Here is a 25,176-nt window from a genome sequence, read left to right as displayed (position 1 = left end):
ATGGGCGATGATCGCAACCTCGATACGATCCTCGGCATTCCTGTCAATATTCAGGTTGTTCTGGGCTCTGCAACCATGCTGGTCTCTAATCTTTTGAAGCTGGGCCGCGGCGCTGTCATTCCTCTCAACCATCGTGTTGGTGAACCGATCGACATTGTCGTGAATGGCCGTGTCATCGCCCGCGGTGAAGTGGTTGTTGTGGAAGACGACAACTCCCGTTTCGGTGTGTCCCTGACAGAGATCATCAGTTCACAAACAAGCCCGCTGGAAATCTAAACCACCCAGCCGGACGCCAGATTTCCCGAACCCTTTGATTGCCCATGCTCCTTTTGAGGAACACGCGAGAATGACAAGCCAAGCCAAAGCTGCCCCGGCTCCTGCCGCCGTCCCCAAGCCACCGGCTCCACCGATCCGGCGTTTGAATGGGGTGCAGCGTGTCGCCGCCCTGCTTCTATCGCTTGGACGGACCAGCTCCCAAAAACTGCTGCGCCATTTTGATCAGGAAGAGATCAGAATGATCACAGTTAGCGCGGCCCAGCTGGGAACGGTCGCTTCTGCGGAACTGGACAAGCTTGCCGAAGAGTTCATCGATCAGTTTTCCAACGGCACCACCTTGTTCGGCTCTGCCAATGAAGTGGAAAAGATGCTGGAAGGCGTTCTGCCGGACGAACAACTGGCGGACATCATGTCGGATGTCCATGGCAATTCAAACCGCTCAATCTGGGACCGGCTAACGACTGTTTCGGAAACCGTGTTTGCCAATTACCTGCTGAAAGAGCACCCGCAAACGGCGGCCTTGATCCTGACGAAAATCAAGCCAAGCGCAGCCGCAAAGGTTCTCGGCCACATCCGGGCCGACATGCGCAATCAGCTGGTGCGGCGGATGTTGTCGATCAAGGCGGTGGTCCCGGAAATCATGCGCGACGTGGAAAAAACGATGCATGAGGACTTCATGCTCAACCTGTCCGGAACACTGGAAGCGGACTCCCATGCGCGCATGGCTGACATCTTGAACAAGATGGAGCGGGATCACATGGAAGATGCGCTGGAAAACTTGAACGAGATCAGGCCGAAAACGGCAGAACTCCTGAAGGGTCTCCTGTTCACCTTCGACGACATCAGCAACCTCAATGCACGTACTCGGATGGCGATCTTCGATCAGATCCCGGCAGACCGGATTGTCCTGGCATTGAAGGGAACATCAGCTGAATTCCGCGAAGTGGTCCTCTCGTCCATGACATCCCGTGCCCGCAGGATTGCCGAACACGAACTGGCAGCTGGCGAGCCGGCAGCGCAACGAGACGTTCTGGAAGCCCGCAGCTCGATCACCAACCTTGCACTGGAAATGGCAGGACGCGGCGAAATCGAGCTTAATCCGAAACAGGATGAAGGGGCTTACTTTGCATAAGGACCACTTGTTCCGGCCGTACGGCGGTCTGCGTTTCTAAGGAGACTGCAGGGCGATGTCGGAAGAAGCGGATAAGGACTCAAAAACAGAGGAACCGACCGAGAAAAAGATCCAGGACGCAATTGAGAAGGGCAATACGCCGGTCTCCAAGGAAGCTCCTGTTCTTGCAATGTTGATCGGTGCCTTGTTGATCGGCGGTTTCGCAATAACATCTGGGGTGCGCCAGCTTGTTTCAGACATGGCGCACCTCCTGGACGTATCGGGAGGATTGGACCTTGGTAACAGCGCAGACGCACTCATGCTGTCCCACAGCCTGTCCATCAAGGTTGGGCTGTTCCTTGCGCCGATCATCGCAATTTTGTCGGCGTCCGGCCTTGCATCCGCTTTCCTTCAGAACAAACCAAGCATTGTTCCAAACCGGATCAAACCAGAACTCAGCAAGCTATCACTCAAAAAGGGCTGGTCGCGGATTTTTGGCGCCCAGGGCTTTGTCGAATTTCTCAAGGCTGTTTTCAAATTCAGCACGGTCAGCGCAATCGTGTATGCTCAGTTCCGCACTCATGAAGCGGATCTGATCAACGCCATGTTCACCGATCCAAGTGCCCTCCCCGAAATGATACTGCAGATATCTCTGCGGCTGATCTCCGGTGTCTGCATCGTCACAATCCTTCTCGTGACCGTCGATATCCTCTGGTCGCGTTCTCACTGGCGTAAGAACCTGCGGATGACCAAGCAGGAAGTCAAAGACGAGCACAAACAGATGGAGGGCGACCCCATCGTCAAGGCGCGGCAGAGATCGCTTGCTCGCGACCGCGCCCGGAACCGCATGATGTCGGCGGTTCCCCAGGCAACCCTTGTAGTCGCGAACCCGACTCACTTTGCGGTCGCTTTGCGGTATGACGGTGAGAAAAACCCGGCGCCGGTCGTTGTGGCGAAGGGACAGGATCTGATTGCTTTAAAAATCAGGGAAATTGCCGAGACCAACGACATCCCGGTGATCGAGGACCGGCAGCTGGCGCGCTCACTTTACGCAGCGACAGAAGTGGAGCGGATGATACCGCCTGAATTCTATCGCGCTGTTGCTGAAATTATCTGTTTCGTTTATTCACGCAAATCCAAGACCGCTGTATAAAACAATGAATAATGGAGGGTTTGGATGAGTAAGCTGCGTGAGGCTGCCGCAATGGAACCTGAAGCGGATGATAAAACCCGCAAGCGCCAGGCGGCAATTGCCGAGGCCTTGACCGGTTTCATTCAAGACTTGAAGCTCGTCGACGTTCTGGATTTTGCCGCTTACATCCGGCTCGAACAGCACGCCAACATCGCCGACCTTGTGAAGACCTCTGCCGAACTGTTCTTCAAGGAAGATACGCTGCGGTATTCCATGGGCGGACAGGCTGAGCTGGATTGGGATAGCCTGCCACGAATAAAGCTGGACCTGGAATTTCTGAACAAAGGTGTCTGGATCTATTTCACAGTTATCCTGGCCTCGCCCGACAATTCGGTAACAGTGTCTTACGTGGAAATCCCCGACTCTGGCGGCGATCCGGACAAGGAAGCCGAACTGATGCTCGAAGCATTGAAAGATGCCCGGCTCAAATAGGTTTGCGTGTCTTGGTGAGTGGTCCTTGTGTATCCTATGTCAAGGAATCCTACCTCAAAAACAGGAAATGGCCGCTCAATACAGAGCGACCAATTCATTTTCCAGACAGCTTTGGGAAAGACTGCGAATTTGCCCTAATCTGCGGGCAGTCCCAGCTTAGCGCCGTGGCAGGTATTTCAGCGGATCGACCGGCTTGTTGCCTTGGCGCAATTCAAAATGCACTTGCGGCTGATTGACCGAGCCGGTGGCGCCGGCGAGCGCGACAGGATCTCCGCGTCGCACCGTATCACCGCGTTTGACATTCAAGACGCTGTTGTGAGCATAGGCGGAAACCCAACCTTCGTCGTGGCGGACGAGCACAAGATTGCCATACCCTTTCAGCTCATTCCCGGCATAGATAACCGTCCCATCGCCGGCCGCTTTGACCGGCGTTCCCTCAGGAACCGCCAAATTCACGCCTTCATTGCGGCCACCACCCGGTTTTGCGCCGAAATCGGAAATGATACGGCCCCGAACTGGCCAACGGAACTTGGCAACAGGTTCATCGGCTTGCGGCTGAATGCTCGCAACCTCGATTGGTTTTTCAGGTGCAGCCTCCGTCTTGACCGGTGCATCTGCCGCAGAATCTGGAGCTGCAATTGGGGTTGTTTCAACCTGAATTGAATCGTCAGAACGGTTTGTTGAGACAATCCGGTCCGGTTGACGCTTGGGAGATGGAACACTTGAGCCACCACCTGCCACGGTCTGCGGGACAGATGCGGTGACGATCGGTGCGCTCACCGCTTGAGGCTTGCTCTTCGGCAATGCACTGACCGGGACAACCGGAGCTGCGACAATGGCAGGTGTTGATTGGGTCACCTGCGCGAAAGTCGGTTGCGCATACGGCTTTCGGTCCGGGCGCGGGGCCGCTTGCGACACATTTGGTATTGAGCCGGTAACGACATTTTCGTTCCGCGAAACAGTTGGCAGTTGCACGGCTCTCGTCTCACCGTCGGTGGTGCTCGTAGAACCATTGCGGTCTGAATAAACATAAGTCGGGATGATCAGAGACTGCCCCGCCTGCACACTGGACCGGCTCTGAAGACCGTTGACAGATGCGACAGCCTGAATGGGCACGCCATAGCGGCGGGAGATCGACGCGAGCGTATCGCCCTGCCGTGCTTTGATCTGGGTGCCGCCAGCTCCGGTCCAGCCTTTCCAGTCCTTGCCAGCAGCAAGTGTCTCCGGCGCAGGTACCGATGGGACTTGAGCCGAGGAAATGGACGGTGCAATGGGAGCACTGACGACAGCTGGAGAAGTTACAGGTGCGGGCCGACGCGGGATCGAACCGGTCGAGATAGGAGCAGACGTGTTTTGTGGCAAGCCAGCCGTCGTTCCACCGGTGCCGTTGATAATGTCCTGATAGGACGGTTGCACGGGGGAAGATCCGGTCAGGATCTCTTTCTGATTGGCGGTGCTGGCGGTGTAAATGTCGTTGGGTCCGAACCGCTCGGTGGCCGAGGAACACCCTGCAAGAGCTGCTGCTCCAAGAGTAACCGTTGCGACTTTACCCAGTAAATCCTGGCGGAGGAAACGCATCCGCTTTTTCATCGACTCAACCCAAACTGCTTTACATGGCTGCTGTGGTTAAGATTAGAAAGCAGTAAGGTTTATAAAGACTAAAGAAGAGGCTTCGAATTCCAGTCAATCTGAAAAACCTGCACGCCGCTAATGGCCTGCAACACCCGCAATTCTGCCGATTTTCAATTCAACTCAGGGCAATTGCATAAGGTAAACGCATATCGGACCTACCCGCCAGCATCCTCCGGGCAACCGGCTGGATCGTCCGACTCAGTTCCCTCGCATTCGCCAATCGTCGAGATCACTCCGCCCTGCAGTGGGACAACGGAATCGGTGTGAGATGAAACGTCCCATCGTCGGGCTCTCTTTGAAGAACGCGATCCCCGGCGTCGCACTGATTGAAATCGAGATCGGTCCCGCCTGTCAGTACGAGTTTGTCATCGGACCGGCCCTCCAGGAAGAAACGCCCGCCGTCACACTCGATTTGGCAAAGCAGCCGGTTGCCATTCGGATCGCAGATCGCATCCGTTTGCCACCCCTCGTTTTGCCCTTTCATCCAGACATCCAGCTTCACGACCAACCTTGGCGTATCCGGATAGGGTTGGAACGGGCTGTCCATCCCCAAAAGCTCTTGCTTCGACGGAAAGTGGCTGATTGCTATGTCGACAGTGTTTTGCGCAGGATGATCTTTTTGGTGCTGCAGACTGTAAGTTCGCCCATAGCAATTCGGAAAACTCATGAAATAGCCTTCGAGCGGCAATTCATCCGCCAACGGCGACCCCATTCCACAAACCAAGGCAGAAACAAGGACCAAGCGTCTTTTCAACTGCAACAGCATCTTGTGTTCCTCCTATTTCGCCTCAGCAGGAATGGGCTGGCTCCAGTCCCGTATCAAGAAAACGAAAATCCAATCGTTGACCGCTGTTTCCTTCCACCACAACATTGAGCCCGGTGTTGTCATTGACCCACCGTCCAGAAATTGATCCGGCGACCGCGTCGCAACTCGATCCGAGATAAACGATTTCCTTTGCCGCCAGAATATTTCCAGTAAAGCCGTCTCCGCCCGTGAACTCGAACCGGTACTTATCGATCAGGGACGTCAGGACATAACCATTGGGATTGGATTGAATTGAATACAACAGACCGTCACCACCAATGGCGATGAATTCAACACCTGCTGCATATGAGGGCAATTGTTTTTCGACCCAGTCTTCTGCAAGAGAAGGACTTACAAGGCCCAGAAAACATGTAATCAAAATAGAAAAACGCTGACACGCCATACCGTCCCCCAAATACGGTTTCATTCGTATCATGACGCTACGGCAGCAACAACATGCGTCATAACAGGGTTCTACAGATGTTGAGCAACACCCGGCATAAGGGAAACCCAGCGGACTTCCGCAACTGTCTTGCTTGCGCCGATGCTCTCGGCTTTGGTGATCCTTACGAGCGATTGGGCTTTTGCCGGCGGGCCCAATGGAGCGATCAAAATGCCATCCGGTCTAAGCTGCGCGATCAAAGTATCGGGTATTTCCGAGACTGCGCCGTTCAGAACAATCCGGTCAAAGGGGGCTTTCTTCTCAAGACCCGAGAGCCCATCCCTGTGTTCCAGCGATACGTTTGTCTGTTTCAAGGCCGCCAGGCGTTGATCCGCCAGCTTGAGAAGGGTCTGATATCGGTCAAGACTGTAAACATGCCGGACAAGCTGTGAGAGGATTGCAGTCTGGTACCCGGACCCCGTGCCGACCTCCAAAACCGTTTGATCTGACTGCAAGTCGAGAAGCTGGAGCGCAAACGCAACCTCGCTTGGCGCGGTCATGGTCTGCCCGCACTCCATTGGAAGTGCGGTGTCTTCGTAAGCCAGATTGTGATAGCGGGCCGCAAGAAAAAGCCGTCGTGGCAGACGTTCAATGGCAGACAGAATGTTCACGGAGGCTATGCCGCGCTGACGCAAGCCAAGCACCAGGGCCGCACGCGCCTCCGCTTCATCCGGCAAGTTCGATTGCGTTGCCCGGTCGTCATCACCGGGAACGAAAGCGGCCATTCACGCGTTCTCCATTACCCGCCCCCGGGAGACCCGTTTGCCGCCGGACATCCCTGGCAGCCTGCAGATGGGTCAACCATGAGAGATTCTCACCGTCACCCTGTCCTCATACTGACCGACCCGAGCACAAAGACACAATGGCCGTTCCGGTGTGGCGCCCTGTTTTCCCGGTTAAAGAACCTCCTGGGCACTCATCTTGAAAGATGTCGTCTCAGCAAGAGAAGGAAATCAGCCCAAGCTGTCCGCCAACCGACCGACGAGATCATGCGCCGTCAGATCGATCCGCAGCGGGGTTACGGAGACATACCCATCGGCAACGGCGTGAAGGTCAGAATTATCCAAAACTGATTTTCCGCGGTCCTGGAATTTCAGCCAGTAGTAAGGGTTGCCGCGGCCATCAGTCCGCTCATCAATGGACAGGCCGCTTTGTTCATGATGCCCCTGCACCGTGACCTTCACGCCCTTAACCGCATCGGCGGGCCCAACCGGGAAATTGACATTCAAGAGGGAGTAAGGCGGCAGGTCGAAGGTCATCAGTTTCTTGAAGAGCTCCGGAGCATGCGCCTCCGCAACACCGTAATCCGGCTCTGATTTCGGGTTCCAGCTGTAGGCCTGGGAAACCGCGATCGAGCGGATGCCGAGGATTGCAGCTTCTATCGCCCCTGCCACTGTCCCTGAATAGGTGACGTCTTCTGCAAGGTTCTGCCCGCGGTTTATCCCAGAGAGCACCAGGTCCGGCAGACCCGGAAGCACCTTACGGCAGCCCATGATCACGCAATCGGTCGGAGTGCCTTTCACTGCGAAATGCCGGTCGTCGATCTGGCGCAGGCGAAGCGGATCTCCAAGGGTCAGCGAATGCGCAACGCCACTTTGATCGGTCTCCGGTGCAATCACCCACACATCGTCGGAGAGCATCTTTGCGATCCGTTCGAGGGCGTAGAGCCCTGAAGAATGAATGCCGTCGTCATTGGTGATCAAAATGCGCATGAAAAATCCGTTCTTGGCCAAAAGGTAGGGGTTAAGGGCCTGATGCCCTTAACCGATCTTTTCCAAACCGCCCATATAGGGCCGCAGGACGTCCGGCACAGTAATGGACCCGTCCGCGTTTTGATAATTTTCAAGAACTGCGATCAGCGCACGCCCGACCGCGATCCCGGATCCATTCAGCGTGTGGACATGCACAGGCTGCTTGGAATCGGCAGGACGGAAGCGCGCATTCATGCGCCGGGCCTGAAAATCACCACAGACGGAACAAGACGAAATTTCACGGAACGTGTCCTGCCCCGGCAACCAGACTTCGATGTCATAGGTCTTGCGGGCTCCAAAGCCCATATCGCCAGTACACAACGTCATGACCCGGTAATGAAGGCCGAGTTTCTGCAGGATCATCTCGGCGCAACCAAGCATCCGCTCCAATTCATTGAGCGACTCCGCCGGTGTCGTGACAGACACCAGCTCGCATTTCTGGAACTGGTGCTGACGCAACATGCCCCGGGTATCCCGGCCCGCAGAACCAGCTTCAGACCGGAAACAATAGGTCAAGGCGGTAACACGCAGCGGCAGTTGATCCTCGGACATGATCTCTCCGGCCACCAGATTGGTCAGCGGGACTTCAGCGGTCGGGATCAGGTAATGATCAGTTGTGGTCTTGAAGAGATCTTCTTCAAATTTCGGCAACTGGCCGGTGCCATAGAGCGGATCGCTGTGAACCAGCAGCGGTGGCGAGACTTCCGTGTAGCCGTTTTCCTGCGTGTGCATATCGATCATGAACTGACCGAGCGCCCGCTCCAGCCGCGCTATCTGGCCTTTCAGAATGACAAAACGCGAGCCGGACAACTTGGCAGCGGTGGAGAAGTCCATCCCACCAAGCTCTTCACCAAGTTCGTAATGCTCCTTCGGCGCTTCATTGAAGGTGAACGCCGGTTTGTCGCCATGGGTCCGATAAAGCACATTGTCCGCTTCATCCGCGCCTTCCGGCACATCATCATGCGGAAGGTTCGGAATGACGGCCATCGCCTCTTCCAGAGCTGCGATCAGCTTGCGTTCTTCTTCCTCACCAGACTGGATGAAGGCCTTAATCTGAGCGACTTCGTCGATCAGCTCTTGAGCCCGGGCATCATCTCCGGAGCCTTTGGCCTTTCCGATTTCTTTGGAGGCCGCGTTGCGCCGTTCCTGGGCTTCCTGCAGCTTGGTGATGTGGGAGCGACGGGAATCGTCCAAGGCAATCAATTTGGCAGCAGAAGGCTCGTAGCCCCGCTTTGCCAAAGCCTTGTCGAAGGCATCTGCGTTTTCCCGGATCCATTTGATATCAAACATCTTCGCTTCCCGAACGGCGGTCTTTGTCTAAGGACTGGCCGCCGCGGGAGGAAGATTAAGCTTTAGAATTATGCCGCAGCATCCTCAGCTTCACGCTCGGCCTCACGTTCCGCGCGCTTTTTCTCCACCATCCGGACGGACAGAATGGAGACTTCGTAGAGAAGCAACGTTGGCAGTGCAAGACCGATCTGCGAGATCGGGTCCGGTGGTGTCAAAATAGCCGCAGCCGCAAAGGCACCAACGATCGCGTATTTGCGTTTCTGCTTGAGACCTTCAGCCGTCACCATGCCTGCGCGGCCCAAAAGCGTCAGGATCACCGGCAACTGGAACACGAGACCGAAAGCGAAAATCAGGATCATGATCAGACCGAGATATTCGCTCACCTTTGCAAGGTGTTCGATCGCCACTTGGCCTGACCCGCCGGTTTGCTCCATCGATAGGAAGAAGCCCATCGCCATCGGCATGACGAGGAAATAAACCAGACAGGCCCCGATCAGGAACAGGATGGGTGTAGCAACCAGGAACGGCAGGAAAGCGCCACGCTCATGCTTGTAAAGACCCGGTGCCACAAACATGTAGACCTGGCTGGCAATCACCGGGAACGCCAGAAACAAGGCGCCGAAAAGCGCAAGTTTCAGTTGCGTGAAGAACCATTCCTGCGGGGCCGTGAAGATCATCTTCACGTGCTCCGGGTCCGGCGCGGCACGCAGGTACGGCACAGTCAGGATGTTGTAGATGTCGGTGGCGAAATAGAAGCAGATCACGAACATCGCCAGGATGGCCGCGATGGACCACATCAACCGCTGCCGCAGTTCGATCAAATGCTCGATCAAGGGCGCCTTTGAGGCGTCGATATCTTCCTGGCTCATGCCTTGGCTTCTTCCGTCACCGGCGCTTCCTCCGGCGCAGCGGGTTTCGCCGCCGAAGCTACCGGCGTTTCAGCCGGTTTGCTCTCAGGCTTCGGGTCTGTGTCCGCTTTTGCCGCTGGTTTTGCCGGAGGGGTCTTCTTGGCCGCATCCTCTTCGATCGACTTCTTCAAGTCGCCAAGCGGATTGAAGTTTGCGGCTTCCTCGACCTGTTTCTTCATGTCGGCGATATCGGCCTGCTGTTCTGCTTCGCGCAGGGCTTCATTGAACGTCGACTGAAATTCACGCGACATCCGGCGCATCTTGCCCATTGTCTGGCCAAGAGTACGCAACATACGCGGCAAGTCTTTCGGCCCTACGACGATGATCGCGATACAGGCGATCACCAAGAGCTCCGTCCAACCAATATCGAACATAGGTACTTTCGCCCCTTAAGGAGACGCGACGCAGATAAAGATCAGCTCGCTTTGGTCTGATCTTCCGCTTTGGTGGACTTCACGGTCTCACCGCTCTCATGATCGATGGTCTTGGGAGCATCGGCGGTATCGTCTTCAGCCATTCCCTTTTTGAAGCTTTTGATTCCCTTGGCGACATCGCCCATCAACTCGGAAATCTTGCCACGTCCGAACAGCAAAACCACCACGACTGCGATGATCAAAATCTGCCAGATACTTATACCCATACGCCAAACTCCTGATAACCGGCTTCCTCGCCCTTGGAGCCCTTGTACAAAACTGGCTCCTTGCCTGCAACAATACATGCCAGATTGTTTCTGTACTCCTAGACAGAAGGATAAGCCGGAGAATTATTCTTACCTGATTTGGGGTCACGACCGCGGAAAGACAAGGACATCCTTGGGATCAGTGGTCACGCCAACGTCCATGCCCTGTTCCCATTCGCACCCGGCCCGCACGCGGGCCTGCAAAGGTTGGTCGAGACCTTCAACGATAATTGTCAGCAAATCGACTTCTCCGACGAATCGTTTGGACTGGATTCGCCCCCTCACGCCGCACAAGCCGGCCTTGCCAAGAAGAATGCCCTGCGGACGAATGCAGACATCGGCAGATCCCTGGTTCATCCCGGTCGAGGCAACAATACCGAGCGGCGTCTCAACACCGGAAGACGTCACCCTGCCTTCGATTTGATTGAGTTCGGAAAAGAACCGGGCGGCGAACAAGTCGGCCGGATTATTATAGAGCTCGGCCGCGGTCCCGTGCTGAACGAGCTCCCCGCGCCGCATCAACGCGATCTGGTCGCCCATACGCATGGCCTCTTCCGGGTCGTGGGTCACGATGATGCAGGTGGCGCGCGTCTCGCGGATCACCGCCAGCGTTTCATCACGCACGCTGTCGCGCAGGCGTTTATCGAGACCTGAAAACGGTTCATCCATCAAAAGGATGCCCGGTCGCGGCACCAGGGCCCTGGCAAGCGCAACGCGCTGCTGTTCGCCCCCGGAAAGGGCATGCGGATAATCGTCGGCATAGTCTGCCAGGCCCACCCGGCGCAAGGCCGTCAAAGCGGCTGCACTTGCGGCTTCTTTACCCAGCTTCTTGATACCGAACACCACGTTGTCCAGGATCGTCATATGCGGAAAAAGAGCATAGTCCTGAAACATCAGACCGATACCGCGCCGTTCGGGCGGGACAAATGTCTGCGGTCCGGCGATCTCCTTGCCGTTGATCAAAACCCGGCCCGCGCTTTGCCGTTCAATCCCGGCAGCAATCCGCATCAACGTCGTCTTGCCACAGCCAGAATGGCCGAGCAGGCATAAGATTTCACCCGGCGCAATCGAGAGGCTCAGGTTCCGGACGGACGGCACACCCTCATAGTCATGAGAAATATTCTCGAAGACCAGGCCTGCGGCTATCGTGGCACTTGCTGACCCGCGCGCACCCCACGTTTTCGGACCGCCATTCCAATTGGATTCGTTGGATTTGAACATCAGCTACCGGCAGTCTCATCCGTTTCTTCATCGAACAATGTGCCGTCCTCTAAAGGATCTTCGTCTTCGGTCAAGGCAGCATCGTCACTTGGCGTTGGCACCAGGAAGGACGCAGGGATCGCGCTATCAAGCAACCCTGCCCCTTTCAACTCTTCAAGACCCGGCAGATCCTTGACGTTTTCCAGACCGAAATGGATCAGAAACTGCTCGGTTGTTCCGTAAGTGACCGGACGTCCCGGGGTTCGCCTGCGGCCGCGCATCCGGATCCAGGTTGTTTCCAAAAGGACATCCAGCGTTCCTTTTGATGTCGATACGCCGCGAATTTCTTCAATTTCGGCCCGCGTCACAGGTTGGTGATACGCGATGATGGCCAGGGTCTCAAGCGCTGCGCGCGACAGTTTGCGTTGTTCTTCAACGTTCCGGTGCATCAAGTAACTGAGATCTTCGGCTGTCCGGAAACACCACTTGCCCGCAAGCCGAACCACATTGACACCGCGCGGCGCATACATTTCCTGTAGCGCTTCCAGCAACCCGAGAACATCGGTTCCCTCCGGCAAACGGAGTGTCAGCTCTTCAAGCGACAATGGTTCGGACGAGGCAAACAGAAGTGCTTCGACCATCCGGAGGCCACTAAGATCCTCAGAGGCTTTTTGGGGTGCCGCGCCCAAATCCGCACCGCCCTCCAAGTGAAGCTGTTCCAGCTCAGACATCTTGGTCCGATTCCTGTTCTAGGGCGCGAATGTAGACCGGTGAAAACGGCTCTCCCTGGCGAATTTCGACCTGTCCCTCTCTAACCATTTCAAGGCTTGCGGAAAAGCTGCTTGCCACGACCGTCGCCCAATCCTTGTTGTCATAAAGGTAATCGCGAAGGTAGGCATTCAAAGGGGTCCATTCACTGACCCGGCCGACGAGCTTGGTCAGCAGCTCCCGCGCCTCCTGGAGTGACCAAACTGTTCTGCGCAAAACCCGGACAGATGTAACAGACTGACGCTGGCGCTGCGTGGCGTAGGCCGACAGGAGGTCGTAGACAGAGGCATCCCAGATGCTTTTGTGGACGACCGACATGGTCTCAGGTTCACCCCGGAAAAACACATCGCGCCCTGCCCGGCTGCGAGCCAACAGTTTTTCAGAAACCTCCCGCATGGCCTCAAGTCGGCGCAAACGAAAAGCAAGCGCTGCGGCCAATTCCTCACCTGTGGGCTCGTCTTCGTCCTTTTGTTCGGGAAGCAAAAGGCGGGATTTTAAATAGGCCAGCCACGCGGCCATCACCAGATAGTCCGCGGCGAGTTCAAGACGCATCCGCCGGGCTTCGGTCACAAACTCCAGATACTGCTCAACCAAGGCCAGGATCGAGATTTTTGCGAGATCCACCTTTTGCGTGCGCGCAAGACCGAGAAGCAGATCTAGCGGCCCCTCAAAACCGTCGACGTCCACAACCAGCTGCGGATCGGAAGTCGCCCGTTCCTCGCTTGTGTGCACCGCGCTCAGAAGGTCAAATGACTTGTCTGGCGCGGATGCGGGTTGTGTGTCCTGCTCCGCCATTTGGTGTCCCGTTACACTCCCGCCCAGCCTGTCAGGGATTTAAACTCTGCCCAGGCCTTGTCTGCATCAAAGCCTTTCTCCAACGGTTTATACCCAGCCAAAGCCAAGTTGCAGCGCTCCAGCGAACGCCCAGCAAGGTCCGGCGCGGCATCCGCAACGGCCTGCATTTCCATCATATCGCCATTGCAGTGAAGCACGACATCGCATCCGGCATCCCAGATTTTTTTGGACCGGCTCGACACATCACCGCCAAGCGCTTTCATCGAGATATCATCACTCATCAGACAGCCATCGAAGCCGATTTCATCGCGGATAATCCCATTTATGACCGCACTGCTCTGCGTCCCCGGATTTTCGGGGTCTATGCTCTCATAAAGCAAGTGCGCGGTCATACCCAAAGAGATGTCTGCAAGCGCCTTGAATGGCAGGAAATCCACAGCTTCCAATGCGTTTTTGTCAACCGTGACCCGTGGCAGTTCCAGATGACTGTCCACCTTGGCGCGGCCATGCCCCGGAATATGCTTGATGACAGGTAGAACGCCCCCGGCGATCGCGCCGTTGATCATCTCACGTCCGAGGATGGCAACAGTTTCCGGATCATCTGAAAGCGCGCGATCTCCGATCGCATCGACGGTGTCCGGAAACCGCACATCAAGGCACGGCAAACAGTCGATTGTAATTCCGACCTCGGACAGATCTGCGGCAATCAGCTGCGCGCCCAGGAACGCCGCCCGTTTTCCAGCGGCCTCATCCGTCTTGTAGAGATCTCCGAAAAGCTTGGATGCTGGATATTTGCGCCAATGCGGAGGCCGTAGCCTCTGCACCCGGCCGCCCTCCTGATCGACGAGCACCGGCGCATCTGCCCGGCCGACAGCATCCCGAAAAGTCCGGGTCAATTCTCGAACCTGATCCGGACTGTCGACATTCCGGGCAAACAGGATCAGTCCCCAGGGATTATGCTCTTTGAAAAACGCTTGTTCAGCAGCGGAGAGACTTGTGCCGGCGCAGCCGGAAATAAAGGCTTTGATCATGATCATCGCTTACCGGCACCACCCCTGCCCGTCAAGAAAGGTCCGGTTCCCCGGTAAGCGCACTTGCGCTTCGGATGCGAACTTGCGATCTAAATCTACCAATCCTTTTTCAAGTGGAGTTGCTTTCCATGCGCGCGCGCCATGACATTCCGGCCGGCACCTTGCACCGGATTTCCGTCACATCTGAAATCTTGACCCAAAACCGGCTTGGCGACCCGGCAACGCGCGAAGTGGTCGTTTATGTCCCACATGGACATAACGGCACAGGGCTGCCGCTTCTGGTGGATATCGTTGGCTATACGTCCGGCGGCCCGGCGCATGCGAACTGGAAGAATTTTGGCGAAAACGTTCCGGAGCGCTTGGATCGGCTGATCCATGATGGCGCACTCCCCCCGGTTGTTGTCGCCTTCCCGGACTGTTTCACGCGTCTTGGCGGCAACCAGTATATCGACAGCACAGCCATGGGACCTTGGGCAACGTGGCTCACCACGGAAATGCTCCAAGCTGTCGAAGGCCAATTCGGCTGTGGCGGGGACGGTAAACGCGGATTATTCGGCAAGTCATCCGGCGGTTATGGCGCCATTGTTCACGCCATGAAACACGCTGACGTCTGGTCGGCAGCGGCTTGTCACTCAGGAGATATGGCGTTTGAACTCTGTTACTTGCCGGAAATGCCAAGTGCGCTGCGGGCAATCCAGAAACATGGGTCAATTGAGGCCTTTGTGCGCTGGTTTGAAGCCGGACCGAAGTATCCCGGAGGCGCGTTGCATGATCTGATGACCTTCGCAATGGCAGCCACCTACGATCCAGATCCGTCGCCGGACACCTTCTGCGGGATTCGCTTACCGGTTGACCTTGAGACCTGCGAAATCATTGAAGACCGCTGGAATGCCTGGCTGTCCTGGGATCCTGTGCAAATGGTCGAAGCGCATACCGATGCCTTGAAATCCATGAAGGGGCTCTGGATCGATTGCGGGTACATCGACCAATACAATCTGGTCTATGGTGCGCGCCGTTTGAAACGGAAGCTCGAGGCCGCCGGTGTTGATCACGTCTATGAGGAGTTCAACGACACCCACTCGTCGATTGACTACCGGATGGACGAAAGCCTGCCGTTCCTTGCAAATGCTCTTTTGAAGTAGGGATCTACCGGCCCAAGCGCAGGGTCAAGACTGCGCCCCCGGCCAGGATCAGCAGCGCACCAACAAGGGCTTCAGGTCCCGGCACTTCGCCCCAAACGGCATAACCAAACATGGCCGAGAGGACCACGGTGGCGTAAAAAGCAGGGGCAAGTGTTGCTGCGCCAGCACGTCGGTAGGCCGAAATGTTGAAAGACTGGCCGACAATTGCGAGCGGACCAAGCCAGGCGAACGCAAGCAGATCGCTCACCGCAATGCCGTCTCTGGCGATCAGCCAAATCACCGGAACCGCCAAAAACAACGCTGCAAACACGTTTACATAGGCCAGGATCGTTACTGTATCTTCGCGCTGGGCGATGTAGCGCATGATCAAGCTTTCCGCAGCCATGAAGAGCGCACTTGCAATCGCCGCAATGGCCCCAACGAGCGCCATTTCCGAATTCTGGGCCACACTGTCGGCCGATTGAACGACGAGATAGGCGCCGAGCATACTCATCGCTCCGGCGATCCAATGCTTGCCGGTCACCAGCTCTTTCAGGATCAACCCGGCCAAGGCAATCGCAAAGATGCCTTTCGTCAATCCAATTGCGGTCGCATCCGCAAGCGGCATCACGGACGCTGCATAGACCGCACAGGCCAAGCCTCCCACACCGCACACTGCTCGCATCAAGTGAAGTATCCATAAAGGACTTAACTGCTTGTGGAGCGGAACTTTTTTCACGCTGGCAACACACAAGATGGTTGCGGCCCCACCGGCAAACCGAAGCCAGACGAGTGCAACGATTGGCAACACACCGCCTGCCAGTTTCCCGGCCGCAAAAATCGGCGTGAAAGCTGACATCCCCAGGAGCGCCAGAAACAGTGCCGCGGGGATGTTTTCGCGCTGGCCGATGGCGGCAGATGGTGTCACGGCGACGGCTCCAGATCTTGAATGTGATGATTGGGAACTAGCACTCAAAGGTTCGTCGAAACAGATGCCAGTTCCTCATGCACCCCATGCGAAAACGCATACCATTGCCCTTACTTAAGCGAATACGTATACTATGTTCATGAATTGGGATGATCTAAAACTCGTGGACGCTGCGGCTCGCGCGCGGTCTTTATCCGGCGCAGCCAAGGCATTGGATATCAGTCAACCGCAGCTCAGCCGGCGCTTGAAAGCATTCGAAGACCGCGTCGGAGCGCGGCTGTTTGACCGAACACCTTCAGGTCTCAAACCCACCGAAGCGGGGCAAAGGCTTATTCCACTCGCCGCAGATATGCGTCAACGTGCGGATGCAGCGGCGCGCATCATGCCAGATCTGGCCGGTGCTTCGCTCAGGGTCGTTCGCGTTGCCGTCGATGAGGTGCGCGCCCGTGTCCTGACAGACATGTATCCTCTTCTGGATGAACGGCTCAAAGACATTGAGCTTGAGCTGATCTCCAGCCACAGCCATGTCGATCATCAAAGCCGCAGCATCGAATTGCAGATCAGAAACTGCCTACCAGAGACCGATACGCTGATTGCCCGGAAAATCGGCGATCTCGCTTATAGCGTTTATGCGAGCAAATCCTACGCGGCGGCCCACCCATCTGTTTTTGAAGAAGCGCGGTACTCAGCGTGCAGTTGGCTTGGATTTACGCCGGACGACCTCTGGTATCCGGCGCATAATCGCTGGCTCGCAGAACGCCTGCCCGCGCCACCCCGACTGCGCACCAACACCATGACCACAATGATGAACATGATTGCGAGCGGATCCGGCCTTGGATTGCTTCCAGTCTTCATGGGTGACCGGCATCCAGACCTCGTACGGGTCATGGACCCCTTGCCGGAACTCACAAATCCAGAGCATATCATCGTTCACCGCGATGTCCGGCGTGAACCTGCCGTCCGTCTGGCGATCGACGCTATTTCGGATGTTTACCGGCACATGACCCCGCACCTTCTCGGTTTGCAGAGCCAAGTCAAGATGACAGCAGCCGAATAAAAAATGGCCGGAAAACCCGGCCATCTTAATTGTTGTATTGATGCGCCCTGGTCTATTGCCTGCGGACGAAGCAGTCGCCGCCGGCGCCTTGCAGCTGTTCACACAACCTGATGGCTTCGTCACGCGATCCCGTCGGGATCCGGGCCCGGTAAAAAACCCCCCGATCGCCGAGGTCCGCCGCCACAATCACGGCGTTCACGTTCCCGATAATCGACGGGTAGCGACGTTGTAGTGACGAATAGGCATCGCTCGCAGCTGAAGCTGAGCGCTGAGACGTCACCTGAACGATATACGTTCCGGCCGGTATCGAACCGGTGCCGACAGTTGTTGCGGCAGGTGCCGCGGTTGTGGCGGGCGCTGGAGCCGACGCCGGTTGAGACAAGTTCAGTGGACCATTGTTCTGCGTTGCCGGTGCAGGATTTATTGCAGCTGCGGGTGCTTGCGCAACTTGCACAGGGGCAGCGGGTTTCTTACGCGGCAGGACAGTCGGGACAGGTCCGGCAGGCTCTTCAACCGGCACAGCAGGTTCTGCTGCAGCAACGATTGCAGGCGTTGTCGGTGCCGGTGTAGCGGGCTGAGGCGTTCCGGCAGCCGGTTCAGCCGGTGTCGGAGCCGCTGCCGGTTCCGGCGAAGGTGTTGCCGTAATCGGCTGAGTTGCAACAACACGGGGCTCAGCCGGCGCAGGGGCTGCCGGTTGCGCGGTGCCAGTCACTGCTGGGGCCGCATCCTCGCCCGACACTATGGTTCCGTCCGGACGAACTACAACTGTCCGGACCCGCTTGGTTGCCCCTGGAACGAGTTCCGCACCGGATTGAACACCGGCAGGTGCTGGCGGCAAGGAGGCAGGTTCAGGTGTTTCCGGACGCGCGAGTTGTGTCGGCGCATTTTCGTTGCGACCATCAACGCGATCGTAGATCAGCTTGGCAGACTGATTGTTGCCGGCAGACGGATCCTGCTCTTCCGGGAAAATTTTGAGTGGCTCTTGCAGTCCGCTAATCACAGGCGGCGGGCCATCCGGGACTGCGATTGTGTCGGTATCCAGGAAGAAGAACCCAACAGCGCCAAGTGCAGCAACGCCCAAGACACCAGCAGCAACAAAGATGCCACGACGCGAACGTTCTTCTGCGTGTGGAACCGCAGCTTGCTCTGCGCGCGAGTGCGGCGGCAAAACCCCACTGCCCTTCAGTGTCGGATCACTCTCCTGCATCGCCCGTGCGACAGCGTCGAGATCATAACCTTCTGGCGGCGGCGGCGTGTCATCATCGCTAAGTTCACGAACAGCGTCTGCAGCTGCCGGCCAGACCATATCGTCGATGTCATCAGCTGACTGCCGACCCGGAGCCTCGGCAGCATAACCTGCCGCAGTGGCCTTCGTTTCTGCCGAAGCTTGTGCCGCGGCAGGCTCAGATGAATTCTCTGCCGCGCTTTGTTGACGAGCCCGGTCGTCCCGCTCCGGAAAATCAAGATCTGCAAGAAGCGTATCGATCCCGGCGATTGATTTCTGACTGTTCTCGGAGGCCTGAGGTCCACTTTCGGAAGCCGCGCCACCCTGTGGCGTGGTTAGCGCAGCAAACAGATCATCTTCGTTGATTGCCGGTCGTTGCGGTGCCGGGGCGGACGGCGAAGAGACTTCAGGCTGAATGTCCTGCGCCGGACGTTCAAAAGCCTGCGTAGATGGTGGAGTTTCCAAACCGAATGCCGGACGCGGGTCGCCGGCGCGGCTTACGGTATTATCCGGAGTTACTGTGTCGGAATAGTTTTCGGAGCGCACCGGAGCCGGTGCTTGACTGTAGCTTGCCGTGTGCGCTTGGTACCCACCAGAATAGTAGTTTGATGCCGGCTGCTGAGTTTGCGGCGGAGCTTCTGGTTGTGGAGCTGCCGGCGTGGAGGCGGTATTCTGACCGTAATCCTGCTCTCCGGGCTGATCGATGGTCTGACGCAGGGCGCCCTTCAGCTCATCTTCAAGTTCAGCGGTCAGATTCTGTTCAAGATCATTCGCTACAGAGGCTGCCAAGCCTGTTCCAAAATCACGCCCGAAATCGACAGCAGGTCCGCGCGGTTGAGGCGGAGACGATGGTTGGAAGCCTGGTTGCGCTGGCGCTGAGACTGACGGTGTGGGCGCAGATGGTGCCGGTCGGTTCATCGCGCTTGCAGCTTTGGCTTCAATCGTGTCCAGCTGCGGCACCTGCGGCCAGCCAGGCACATCATTTCTTGGCTCGGACTGGGCTTGATAGCCAGCTGCAGAGCTTTCTGAAGACTGCACCACACCCTGGGTGACAATAGAACCGGGGGCGGTGGCTTGCTGCGGAGCATCGAAGCGCGGCGACTCGCTGGAAAGTGGGGCGTCGGAGCGCGGAATTTCTGGTGATTGCCCGGCGCCGAATACGGGTTCCTGGCGCGGTGGAATGGGATCTGCAGCGGGTTTCGGCTCACTCGCGAAATCATCCAAGTCTGCGAAATAATCAGTGCTTCCAACCCGGCCGCTGCTCACCGGCGCCCCCAATTGCTTGTTATTATGGACAATGCGCGCCAATTCAATCAGCGGATCTTCACCAGACGGCCGGTTTCCCCCGGACGGTGCCGGGGTCTCTGCCGTATCTGGCCGCTTTTTGTCGTATTCGTCTGACATGAGCGCTCTAAAGAACCGGTTTCGTTACGCTACGTTTTATCAATATACCCTGATCACTTCTCACAAGGCATATCAGCGCATTTCCTCAGGAGCTTGTACACCGAGAATCGCCAAGCCTGACGAAAGTACCAAGGATACTGCACGAACCAAAGCAACACGCGCTACGGTTAATTTCGTGTTACTAGAATCAATAAAACGTAAATGAGGCAATTCCTTGCCTCTATTCCAGTGACCGTGCAGTGAACTTGCAAGTTCATGCAGGTAAAACGCAATTCTATGCGGCTCATGAGTGTCGGCAGCTGCCTCGACAACTTTTGGCCACTCAGCCATTTTACCGATCAATTCGAGCTCACCGATGTCATCAAGCAGGGAATAGTCGGCACCCGCGAGTACAGAATCACTCAAGTCTTGCCCGGACAGTTCTTCTGCGGCCTGCCGCAAGACAGAGCAGCAGCGCGCATGGCCATACTGAACGTAAAAGACCGGATTGTCCTTGGACTGCTCCGTTACCTTTTTGAAGTCAAAGTCGAGTGGCGCATCGTTCTTCCGGAACAACATCATGAACCGGACAGGATCCGATCCAACTTCATCGACAACTTCGCGCAGGGTAATGAAATCACCGGACCGCTTTGACATCTTCACCGGCGCCCCGTCGCGCATGAGTTTCACAAGCTGGCAGAAACGGACGATGACGTCGGTATCGCCACCGGAAACAGCCTTGCCGACCGCTTGCAAACGTTTGGCGTAGCCGCCGTGGTCCGCACCAAGAACGTAGATCGCTTCCTTGAAACCGCGCTGGAACTTGTCCTCGAAATACGCAACGTCGGCAGCAAAATATGTATAGGAACCATCTGACTTTTTCAGCGCCCGATCGGTATCGTCCCCGAAATCGCTTGCCCGGAAAAGTGTCTGTTCCCGATCTTCCCAGTCGTCCGGGACCTGGCCCTTGGGCGGTGGAAGTGTACCTTCATACACAAGGCCCTTGGCCCGCAGTCCATCGAGCATGTGATCAATCTTTGATTCGTTGCCGCCACTACGTTCATGCAAGGATCGTTCGGAGAAAAAGACCTCGTGCTCAACACCGAGCGCTGCGAGATCCGAGCGGATCAAATCCAGCATCGCAGCAATCGCCCGTTGCTTGACCTTCGGGAGCCAATCGGCTTCGTCCTGATCGAGCAAATCACTGCCGAATTCGTCCTTCAGCGCCACGCCAACCGAGATGAGGTAATCTCCGGGATAAAGGCCTGCCGGGATCTCGCCGATATCTTCGCCAAGTGCCTCGCGGTAGCGAAGAAAAGCACTGCGGGCGAGCGTGTCGATCTGAGAACCGGCGTCGTTGATGTAGTATTCTTTGACCACTTCATTGCCGGCAAAGGCCAGCAAATTGGCGAGCGCATCGCCAACCACTGCACCACGAATATGTCCGACATGCATCGGGCCGGTCGGGTTCGCAGAGACATATTCGACATTGACCTTGGAAGGATCAGCGGTCTTCGTGCCGCCATAACCAAGGCCTTCCGCAAGAATGCTCCCAAGTATCTTCTGCCAGACACTCTGGTCGACCCGCAGATTGATAAATCCAGGTCCAGCGACCGTGGTTTCGGTAATTTCCGGATCTTTTGAGAGCTCGGCAACCAAACGCTCCGCCAGATCACGCGGCTTCATGCCGAGCGGCTTTGCAAGAACCATTGCCGCGTTGGTCGCAAAGTCCCCATGAGCCGGATCCCGAGGTGCCTCGACGACAACGCGGGACAGATCTGGCGCATTGCCATCCGGTCCTTTTAACTCAAGCGCTTCGAGGCATTTTTTCACGCGTTGCGTGAACACGGCAAAGATGTTCATTCAGGCACCGGTCAGGGTTGAAACTTAAAACACAACGGCCCCGCACGCGCCAGCGAGAAGCCCTCTGGCGCGGCGGGGATCCGATTTTTGACCCTGCGCCTACCCCAAATCCGGTGTGTCGTCAAACAGTCTGCGATGTTCTTCGATCGCATAACGATCAGTCATGCCAGCGATATAATCACACACGCGCCGGGCTCTGCTGGTCTCGTCAAGGCTCTCCAAGCCCTTGTCCCAAGGGGCCGGCATCAGGTCCGGCTCGGCAAGAAGACGAGCAAATAGATCCCTGACGACTCGGGCAACAAGACGGCGGACCGACAAAACATCCTCATGGCGGTAGACCCGTGCGAACAAGAACCGTTTCACTTCCTTTTCGGCCGCTGTCATCGCTGGCGAAAACCCGACCAGACACTTTCCAGCCGAACGCACATCCTCAACGCTTTGCGGATCTAACTCGCTGATATTGCGCACGCCCTCCTGAATAACGTCTTCCACCATCCGGGTAATGCTGCGGCGGACGATCTCGTGGATCCGCCGCGTTTCTTCAAGGCCTGGATACTTGTGGTCCACTTCCGCAAGAATATCTGCCAGAAACGGAACCTCCCGCATGTCGTCGATCGCGAACAGGCCAGCCCGAAGTCCATCGTCAAGATCATGCGCGTCGTAAGCGATGTCATCTGCAATCGCCGCAGCTTGTGCCTCAGCACTCGGCCAGGTTCCAAACATCAGATCCTGCTGTTTCTGATACTCCCGGATCGCAAAGGGCAATTCGCCATCCTTGAACTTACCCAGCGGCGCACCTGTTTCATCCACCAAGGGACCGTTGTGCTTCACCAGGCCTTCCAGAGTTTCCCACGCAAGGTTCAACCCATCGAACTCCGCATAGCGGTGCTCCAGATGCGTTACGACACGCAAGGACTGGGCGTTGTGGTCAAAGCCACCAAAAGGCGCCATGCATTCATGCATGACATCCTCGCCCTCATGGCCGAAAGGTGTGTGTCCAAGGTCATGTGCAAGTGCAAGACACTCTGCGAGATCCTCATCCAGCCGCAGCGCCCGGGCGAGCGACCGGGCGATCTGGGAGACCTCAATCGTGTGCGTCAAACGGGTTCGGAAGTGATCTCCCTCGTGATACACAAAGACCTGTGTCTTGTGCTTGAGACGCCGAAAGGCCGAGGAATGGATGATCCGGTCCCGATCGCGCTGGAAAGGTGTCCGGGTCGGGCTTTCAGGCTCCGGAAAGTGGCGCCCCCGGCTCTTGAACGGGTTTTGAGCATAGACTGCAAGGGATTGTGCCCCGTACCCGATGTCTGCCTGGATTTTCTTCCAATTGTCGTTCACTGCCCGCCCCCTTGAATAACGCACCGGTACTGGCCCAGTTATTGACGCTTGTGCTTCGAGATCTTAACTATCGGGTTAAGTCAATTTTGTCGCGCTAACATTGGCGCAGACACAGCGAGTCAGTAGAAGATGACCGAAACGCTTGAAAATCGAGTAACAGTCAGTGATCGCGCTGCCAAGCGCATTGCCAAGATTTTGTCGGGAGAGGCTGCCGGCAGCATGCTGCGCGTCAGCGTGGAAGGTGGCGGGTGCTCGGGCCTGCAATACAAATACGATGTGGTCGGCGCACAAGAGGATGATGATCTGGTGATCGAGAAACTCGGCGCGACGGTGCTGATCGATTCCATATCTTTGCAGTATATGGGCGGTTCAGAGATCGACTTCGTGGACGATCTGATCGGTCAGGCCTTCCAGATCAACAATCCGCATGCAGTTGCCGGTTGCGGCTGCGGCACGAGCTTCACGATCTAAAAGCCTGGCTGAACCAAGCTGTTCGCTCGGAGACCGAACCGGTCGGATGTTAATGGCTGGGCATATGTTCAGAACGTGGGCGACAAACGATCTCCTTCGCATATGATGCGGCGCAGAGAGCGGCGGAGACTTGTTATGAAAATTGCCACCTGGAACATCAACGGCGTGAAGGCACGGCTGGAAACAGTGCAGGAATGGCTGAAAGAAGCCTCGCCCGATGTTGCATGTTTGCAGGAGATCAAGTCGGTCGACGAAAACTTTCCGCGCCAGCCGTTTGAAGATCTCGGCTACAACGTCGAAACTCATGGGCAAAAAGGCTTCAACGGAGTCGCCATCCTCTCAAAAACGCCTCTGGAAGACGTTGAACGGCGGCTTCCAGGAAACGACGACGACGAACAGGCACGCTATATCGAAGCAACAGTGACCAACGGGGAGGGCGTTGTCCGATTCGGTTGCCTCTATCTGCCCAACGGCAACCCGCTTGGGACCGAAAAGTTTCCCTACAAACTTGGCTGGATGGACCGGTTGTTGATCCATACGGAAAAGCGGCTTGCGGAAGAAGTGCCCTTCATTCTCCTGGGCGACTACAATGTCATCCCGGATCCGATCGATGCGAAAAATCCGGAAAACTGGACGGACGATGCTCTGTTTCAACCCGAAAGCCGCCAGAAATTCCGCGCCCTTACGCATCTTGGCATGACAGAAGCCGTCCGCGCGTGCACCGAAACTCCGGAAACGTTCACCTTTTGGGACTATCAGGCCGGAGCCTGGCAGAAAAACAACGGCATCCGCATTGATCACATTTTGATGTCGCCGCAGGCGAACGACAAAATGCTCGGCTGCGGGATCGACAAACATGTTCGCGGCTGGGAAAAACCGTCCGACCATGTTCCCGTGTGGGTTAAGCTCGCCGCCTGAATGCCGATGCCCTCGGTGCCTTTATATCCACTGCATTGAAGACATTGGCTGGTCTATGCCGTTTGCGATCCTTCGCCGGCATGCTATGTTTTCATTAATGGGATAACGGACCACGGCCACTTACCCGCACCGGCGAAAAGCGGGTTTTTCTCCTGGCGCTGCTTCAAGCTGCGCTCCCCAAACCTCTTTGCCGCGTTGACTGTGGCAGTCTTGTCGAGCGGTTCTCAATACGTTTCAACAGAAGCTCAAGCCCAAGAGACGGCCAAACCGAATGTGCCTTGCACGTGCCGTTATCAGGGTGAGGACTACAGCATCGGCGACTCCATCTGCTTGTCCAGCGGCTCCAGCCCCAAAATGGCGACATGTTCGATGGTTCTGAACAATACGTCCTGGAAGATGAGCAACGCCCCCTGCCCGCAAGCCCTCGAGATTCCGGAGGTATCGCCCATTCAACAGGCGTCACCGGACGAATTGGCGGATACACCGATCCTTTGATTGACCGTCATTGGGTACCGCCTGCAGAAAGCGCGCGATGTTGTCTTCACTACGTCGTTGCTGTG

The 25,176-nt window shown here is 56.5% G+C and carries 26 protein-coding genes; 8 read left to right on the top strand and 18 right to left on the bottom strand.

The window, feature by feature from the left end; all coding sequences use genetic code 11:
• The 4 genes from fliN (at nucleotide 1) to RBB44_RS16185 (ending at nucleotide 3,011) form a co-directional block, all read left to right on the top strand.
• The gene (fliN, locus tag RBB44_RS16200) at nucleotides 1-276 is read left to right on the top strand and encodes a flagellar motor switch protein FliN (RefSeq protein ID WP_208981091.1); all 276 of its coding nucleotides are present in this window, start codon (nucleotides 1-3) and stop codon (nucleotides 274-276) included.
• Nucleotides 277-346: 70 nt separating this feature from the next.
• Complete coding sequence (locus RBB44_RS16195) at nucleotides 347-1,408, top strand: flagellar motor switch protein FliG (RefSeq protein ID WP_050775945.1); 1,062 nt, start codon at nucleotides 347-349, stop codon at nucleotides 1,406-1,408.
• A 55-nt stretch (nucleotides 1,409-1,463) separates the two neighbouring features.
• Complete coding sequence (gene flhB, locus RBB44_RS16190) at nucleotides 1,464-2,540, top strand: flagellar biosynthesis protein FlhB (protein ID WP_133947250.1); 1,077 nt, start codon at nucleotides 1,464-1,466, stop codon at nucleotides 2,538-2,540.
• A gap of 24 nt (nucleotides 2,541-2,564) precedes the next feature.
• Complete coding sequence (locus RBB44_RS16185; protein ID WP_306148700.1) at nucleotides 2,565-3,011, top strand: hypothetical protein; 447 nt, start codon at nucleotides 2,565-2,567, stop codon at nucleotides 3,009-3,011.
• A 156-nt stretch (nucleotides 3,012-3,167) separates the two neighbouring features.
• Here RBB44_RS16185 and RBB44_RS16180 read toward each other — a convergent pair whose 3' ends face one another.
• The 13 genes from RBB44_RS16180 to nagZ all read right to left on the bottom strand — a co-directional run bounded on the left by RBB44_RS16180 (nucleotide 3,168) and on the right by nagZ (nucleotide 14,312).
• The gene (locus RBB44_RS16180) at nucleotides 3,168-4,589 is read right to left on the bottom strand and encodes a M23 family metallopeptidase (protein ID WP_306148699.1); all 1,422 of its coding nucleotides are present in this window, start codon (nucleotides 4,587-4,589) and stop codon (nucleotides 3,168-3,170) included.
• A 283-nt stretch (nucleotides 4,590-4,872) separates the two neighbouring features.
• Nucleotides 4,873-5,355: a hypothetical protein gene (locus tag RBB44_RS16175; protein ID WP_306156131.1), complete on the bottom strand. Its 483-nt coding sequence runs from the start codon at nucleotides 5,353-5,355 to the stop codon at nucleotides 4,873-4,875.
• A gap of 76 nt (nucleotides 5,356-5,431) precedes the next feature.
• Nucleotides 5,432-5,863, bottom strand: a complete 432-nt coding sequence (locus RBB44_RS16170; protein WP_306148697.1) for a hypothetical protein — start codon at nucleotides 5,861-5,863, stop codon at nucleotides 5,432-5,434.
• A gap of 59 nt (nucleotides 5,864-5,922) precedes the next feature.
• Nucleotides 5,923-6,615 carry a protein-L-isoaspartate(D-aspartate) O-methyltransferase gene (locus tag RBB44_RS16165; RefSeq protein WP_306148696.1) on the bottom strand — a complete coding sequence of 231 codons (693 nt, stop codon included), beginning with the start codon at nucleotides 6,613-6,615 and terminating at the stop codon, nucleotides 5,923-5,925.
• Between the two features lie 228 nt (nucleotides 6,616-6,843).
• Complete coding sequence (gene surE / locus RBB44_RS16160) at nucleotides 6,844-7,602, bottom strand: 5'/3'-nucleotidase SurE (RefSeq protein ID WP_306148695.1); 759 nt, start codon at nucleotides 7,600-7,602, stop codon at nucleotides 6,844-6,846.
• 48 nt (nucleotides 7,603-7,650) lie between these two features.
• Complete coding sequence (gene serS / locus RBB44_RS16155; protein WP_306148694.1) at nucleotides 7,651-8,931, bottom strand: serine--tRNA ligase; 1,281 nt, start codon at nucleotides 8,929-8,931, stop codon at nucleotides 7,651-7,653.
• A 68-nt stretch (nucleotides 8,932-8,999) separates the two neighbouring features.
• The gene (gene tatC, locus RBB44_RS16150) at nucleotides 9,000-9,800 is read right to left on the bottom strand and encodes a twin-arginine translocase subunit TatC (protein ID WP_133947233.1); all 801 of its coding nucleotides are present in this window, start codon (nucleotides 9,798-9,800) and stop codon (nucleotides 9,000-9,002) included.
• A complete protein-coding gene (gene tatB, locus RBB44_RS16145; protein ID WP_306148693.1) occupies nucleotides 9,797-10,213 on the bottom strand; it encodes a Sec-independent protein translocase protein TatB in 417 nt (138 codons plus the stop codon). Before tatB ends, tatC begins: the two co-directional genes overlap by 4 nt.
• 41 nt (nucleotides 10,214-10,254) lie before the next feature.
• A complete protein-coding gene (locus RBB44_RS16140; protein ID WP_133947229.1) occupies nucleotides 10,255-10,479 on the bottom strand; it encodes a twin-arginine translocase TatA/TatE family subunit in 225 nt (74 codons plus the stop codon).
• Between the two features lie 144 nt (nucleotides 10,480-10,623).
• Nucleotides 10,624-11,739, bottom strand: a complete 1,116-nt coding sequence (locus RBB44_RS16135; RefSeq protein WP_306148692.1) for an ABC transporter ATP-binding protein — start codon at nucleotides 11,737-11,739, stop codon at nucleotides 10,624-10,626.
• A complete protein-coding gene (gene scpB / locus RBB44_RS16130; RefSeq protein ID WP_209175418.1) occupies nucleotides 11,739-12,449 on the bottom strand; it encodes an SMC-Scp complex subunit ScpB in 711 nt (236 codons plus the stop codon). The genes RBB44_RS16135 and scpB overlap by 1 nt, the downstream gene beginning before the upstream one ends.
• Nucleotides 12,442-13,281 carry a ScpA family protein gene (locus RBB44_RS16125; RefSeq protein ID WP_306148691.1) on the bottom strand — a complete coding sequence of 280 codons (840 nt, stop codon included), beginning with the start codon at nucleotides 13,279-13,281 and terminating at the stop codon, nucleotides 12,442-12,444. Before RBB44_RS16125 ends, scpB begins: the two co-directional genes overlap by 8 nt.
• Before the next feature lie 11 nt (nucleotides 13,282-13,292).
• A complete protein-coding gene (nagZ, locus tag RBB44_RS16120) occupies nucleotides 13,293-14,312 on the bottom strand; it encodes a beta-N-acetylhexosaminidase (RefSeq protein WP_306148690.1) in 1,020 nt (339 codons plus the stop codon).
• Between the two features lie 128 nt (nucleotides 14,313-14,440).
• Between nagZ and RBB44_RS16115 the strand changes: the two genes are divergently transcribed.
• Nucleotides 14,441-15,454, top strand: coding sequence for an esterase family protein (locus tag RBB44_RS16115; protein ID WP_306148689.1), 1,014 nt, complete (start codon nucleotides 14,441-14,443; stop codon nucleotides 15,452-15,454).
• 4 nt (nucleotides 15,455-15,458) lie between these two features.
• Here RBB44_RS16115 and RBB44_RS16110 read toward each other — a convergent pair whose 3' ends face one another.
• Complete coding sequence (locus RBB44_RS16110) at nucleotides 15,459-16,361, bottom strand: DMT family transporter (protein ID WP_306148688.1); 903 nt, start codon at nucleotides 16,359-16,361, stop codon at nucleotides 15,459-15,461.
• Between the two features lie 133 nt (nucleotides 16,362-16,494).
• Between RBB44_RS16110 and RBB44_RS16105 the strand changes: the two genes are divergently transcribed.
• Nucleotides 16,495-17,418, top strand: a complete 924-nt coding sequence (locus RBB44_RS16105; RefSeq protein WP_306148687.1) for a LysR family transcriptional regulator — start codon at nucleotides 16,495-16,497, stop codon at nucleotides 17,416-17,418.
• 52 nt (nucleotides 17,419-17,470) lie between these two features.
• Here RBB44_RS16105 and RBB44_RS16100 read toward each other — a convergent pair whose 3' ends face one another.
• The 3 genes from RBB44_RS16100 to RBB44_RS16090 form a co-directional block, all read right to left on the bottom strand.
• A complete protein-coding gene (locus tag RBB44_RS16100; protein ID WP_306148686.1) occupies nucleotides 17,471-20,047 on the bottom strand; it encodes an SPOR domain-containing protein in 2,577 nt (858 codons plus the stop codon).
• Nucleotides 20,048-20,119: 72 nt separating this feature from the next.
• Nucleotides 20,120-21,889: an arginine--tRNA ligase gene (gene argS, locus RBB44_RS16095; RefSeq protein WP_306148685.1), complete on the bottom strand. Its 1,770-nt coding sequence runs from the start codon at nucleotides 21,887-21,889 to the stop codon at nucleotides 20,120-20,122.
• A 99-nt stretch (nucleotides 21,890-21,988) separates the two neighbouring features.
• The gene (locus tag RBB44_RS16090) at nucleotides 21,989-23,227 is read right to left on the bottom strand and encodes a deoxyguanosinetriphosphate triphosphohydrolase (protein ID WP_306148684.1); all 1,239 of its coding nucleotides are present in this window, start codon (nucleotides 23,225-23,227) and stop codon (nucleotides 21,989-21,991) included.
• Nucleotides 23,228-23,356: 129 nt separating this feature from the next.
• Between RBB44_RS16090 and RBB44_RS16085 the strand changes: the two genes are divergently transcribed.
• Together RBB44_RS16085 and xth are read left to right on the top strand one after the other, a co-directional pair.
• Nucleotides 23,357-23,698 (top strand): iron-sulfur cluster assembly accessory protein, encoded by a 342-nt coding sequence (locus tag RBB44_RS16085; protein ID WP_133947213.1) that lies wholly within the window; start codon nucleotides 23,357-23,359, stop codon nucleotides 23,696-23,698.
• Nucleotides 23,699-23,833: 135 nt separating this feature from the next.
• Entirely contained in the window at nucleotides 23,834-24,616 is a 783-nt protein-coding gene (gene xth, locus RBB44_RS16080) for an exodeoxyribonuclease III (protein ID WP_306148683.1), read from the top strand.
• Nucleotides 24,617-24,921: 305 nt separating this feature from the next.
• On the opposite strand, the gene RBB44_RS16075 is transcribed toward xth, so the two are convergent.
• A complete protein-coding gene (locus RBB44_RS16075) occupies nucleotides 24,922-25,065 on the bottom strand; it encodes a hypothetical protein (protein ID WP_166672641.1) in 144 nt (47 codons plus the stop codon).
• Nucleotides 25,066-25,176: the final 111 nt, after the last annotated feature.

Origin of the sequence: Roseibium sp. MMSF_3247 (genome assembly GCF_030733765.1) — a bacterium.
In the GTDB taxonomy this organism is placed as follows: Bacteria; Pseudomonadota; Alphaproteobacteria; order Rhizobiales; family Stappiaceae; genus Roseibium.
This window is presented reverse-complemented; position numbering and strand designations above follow the sequence as displayed.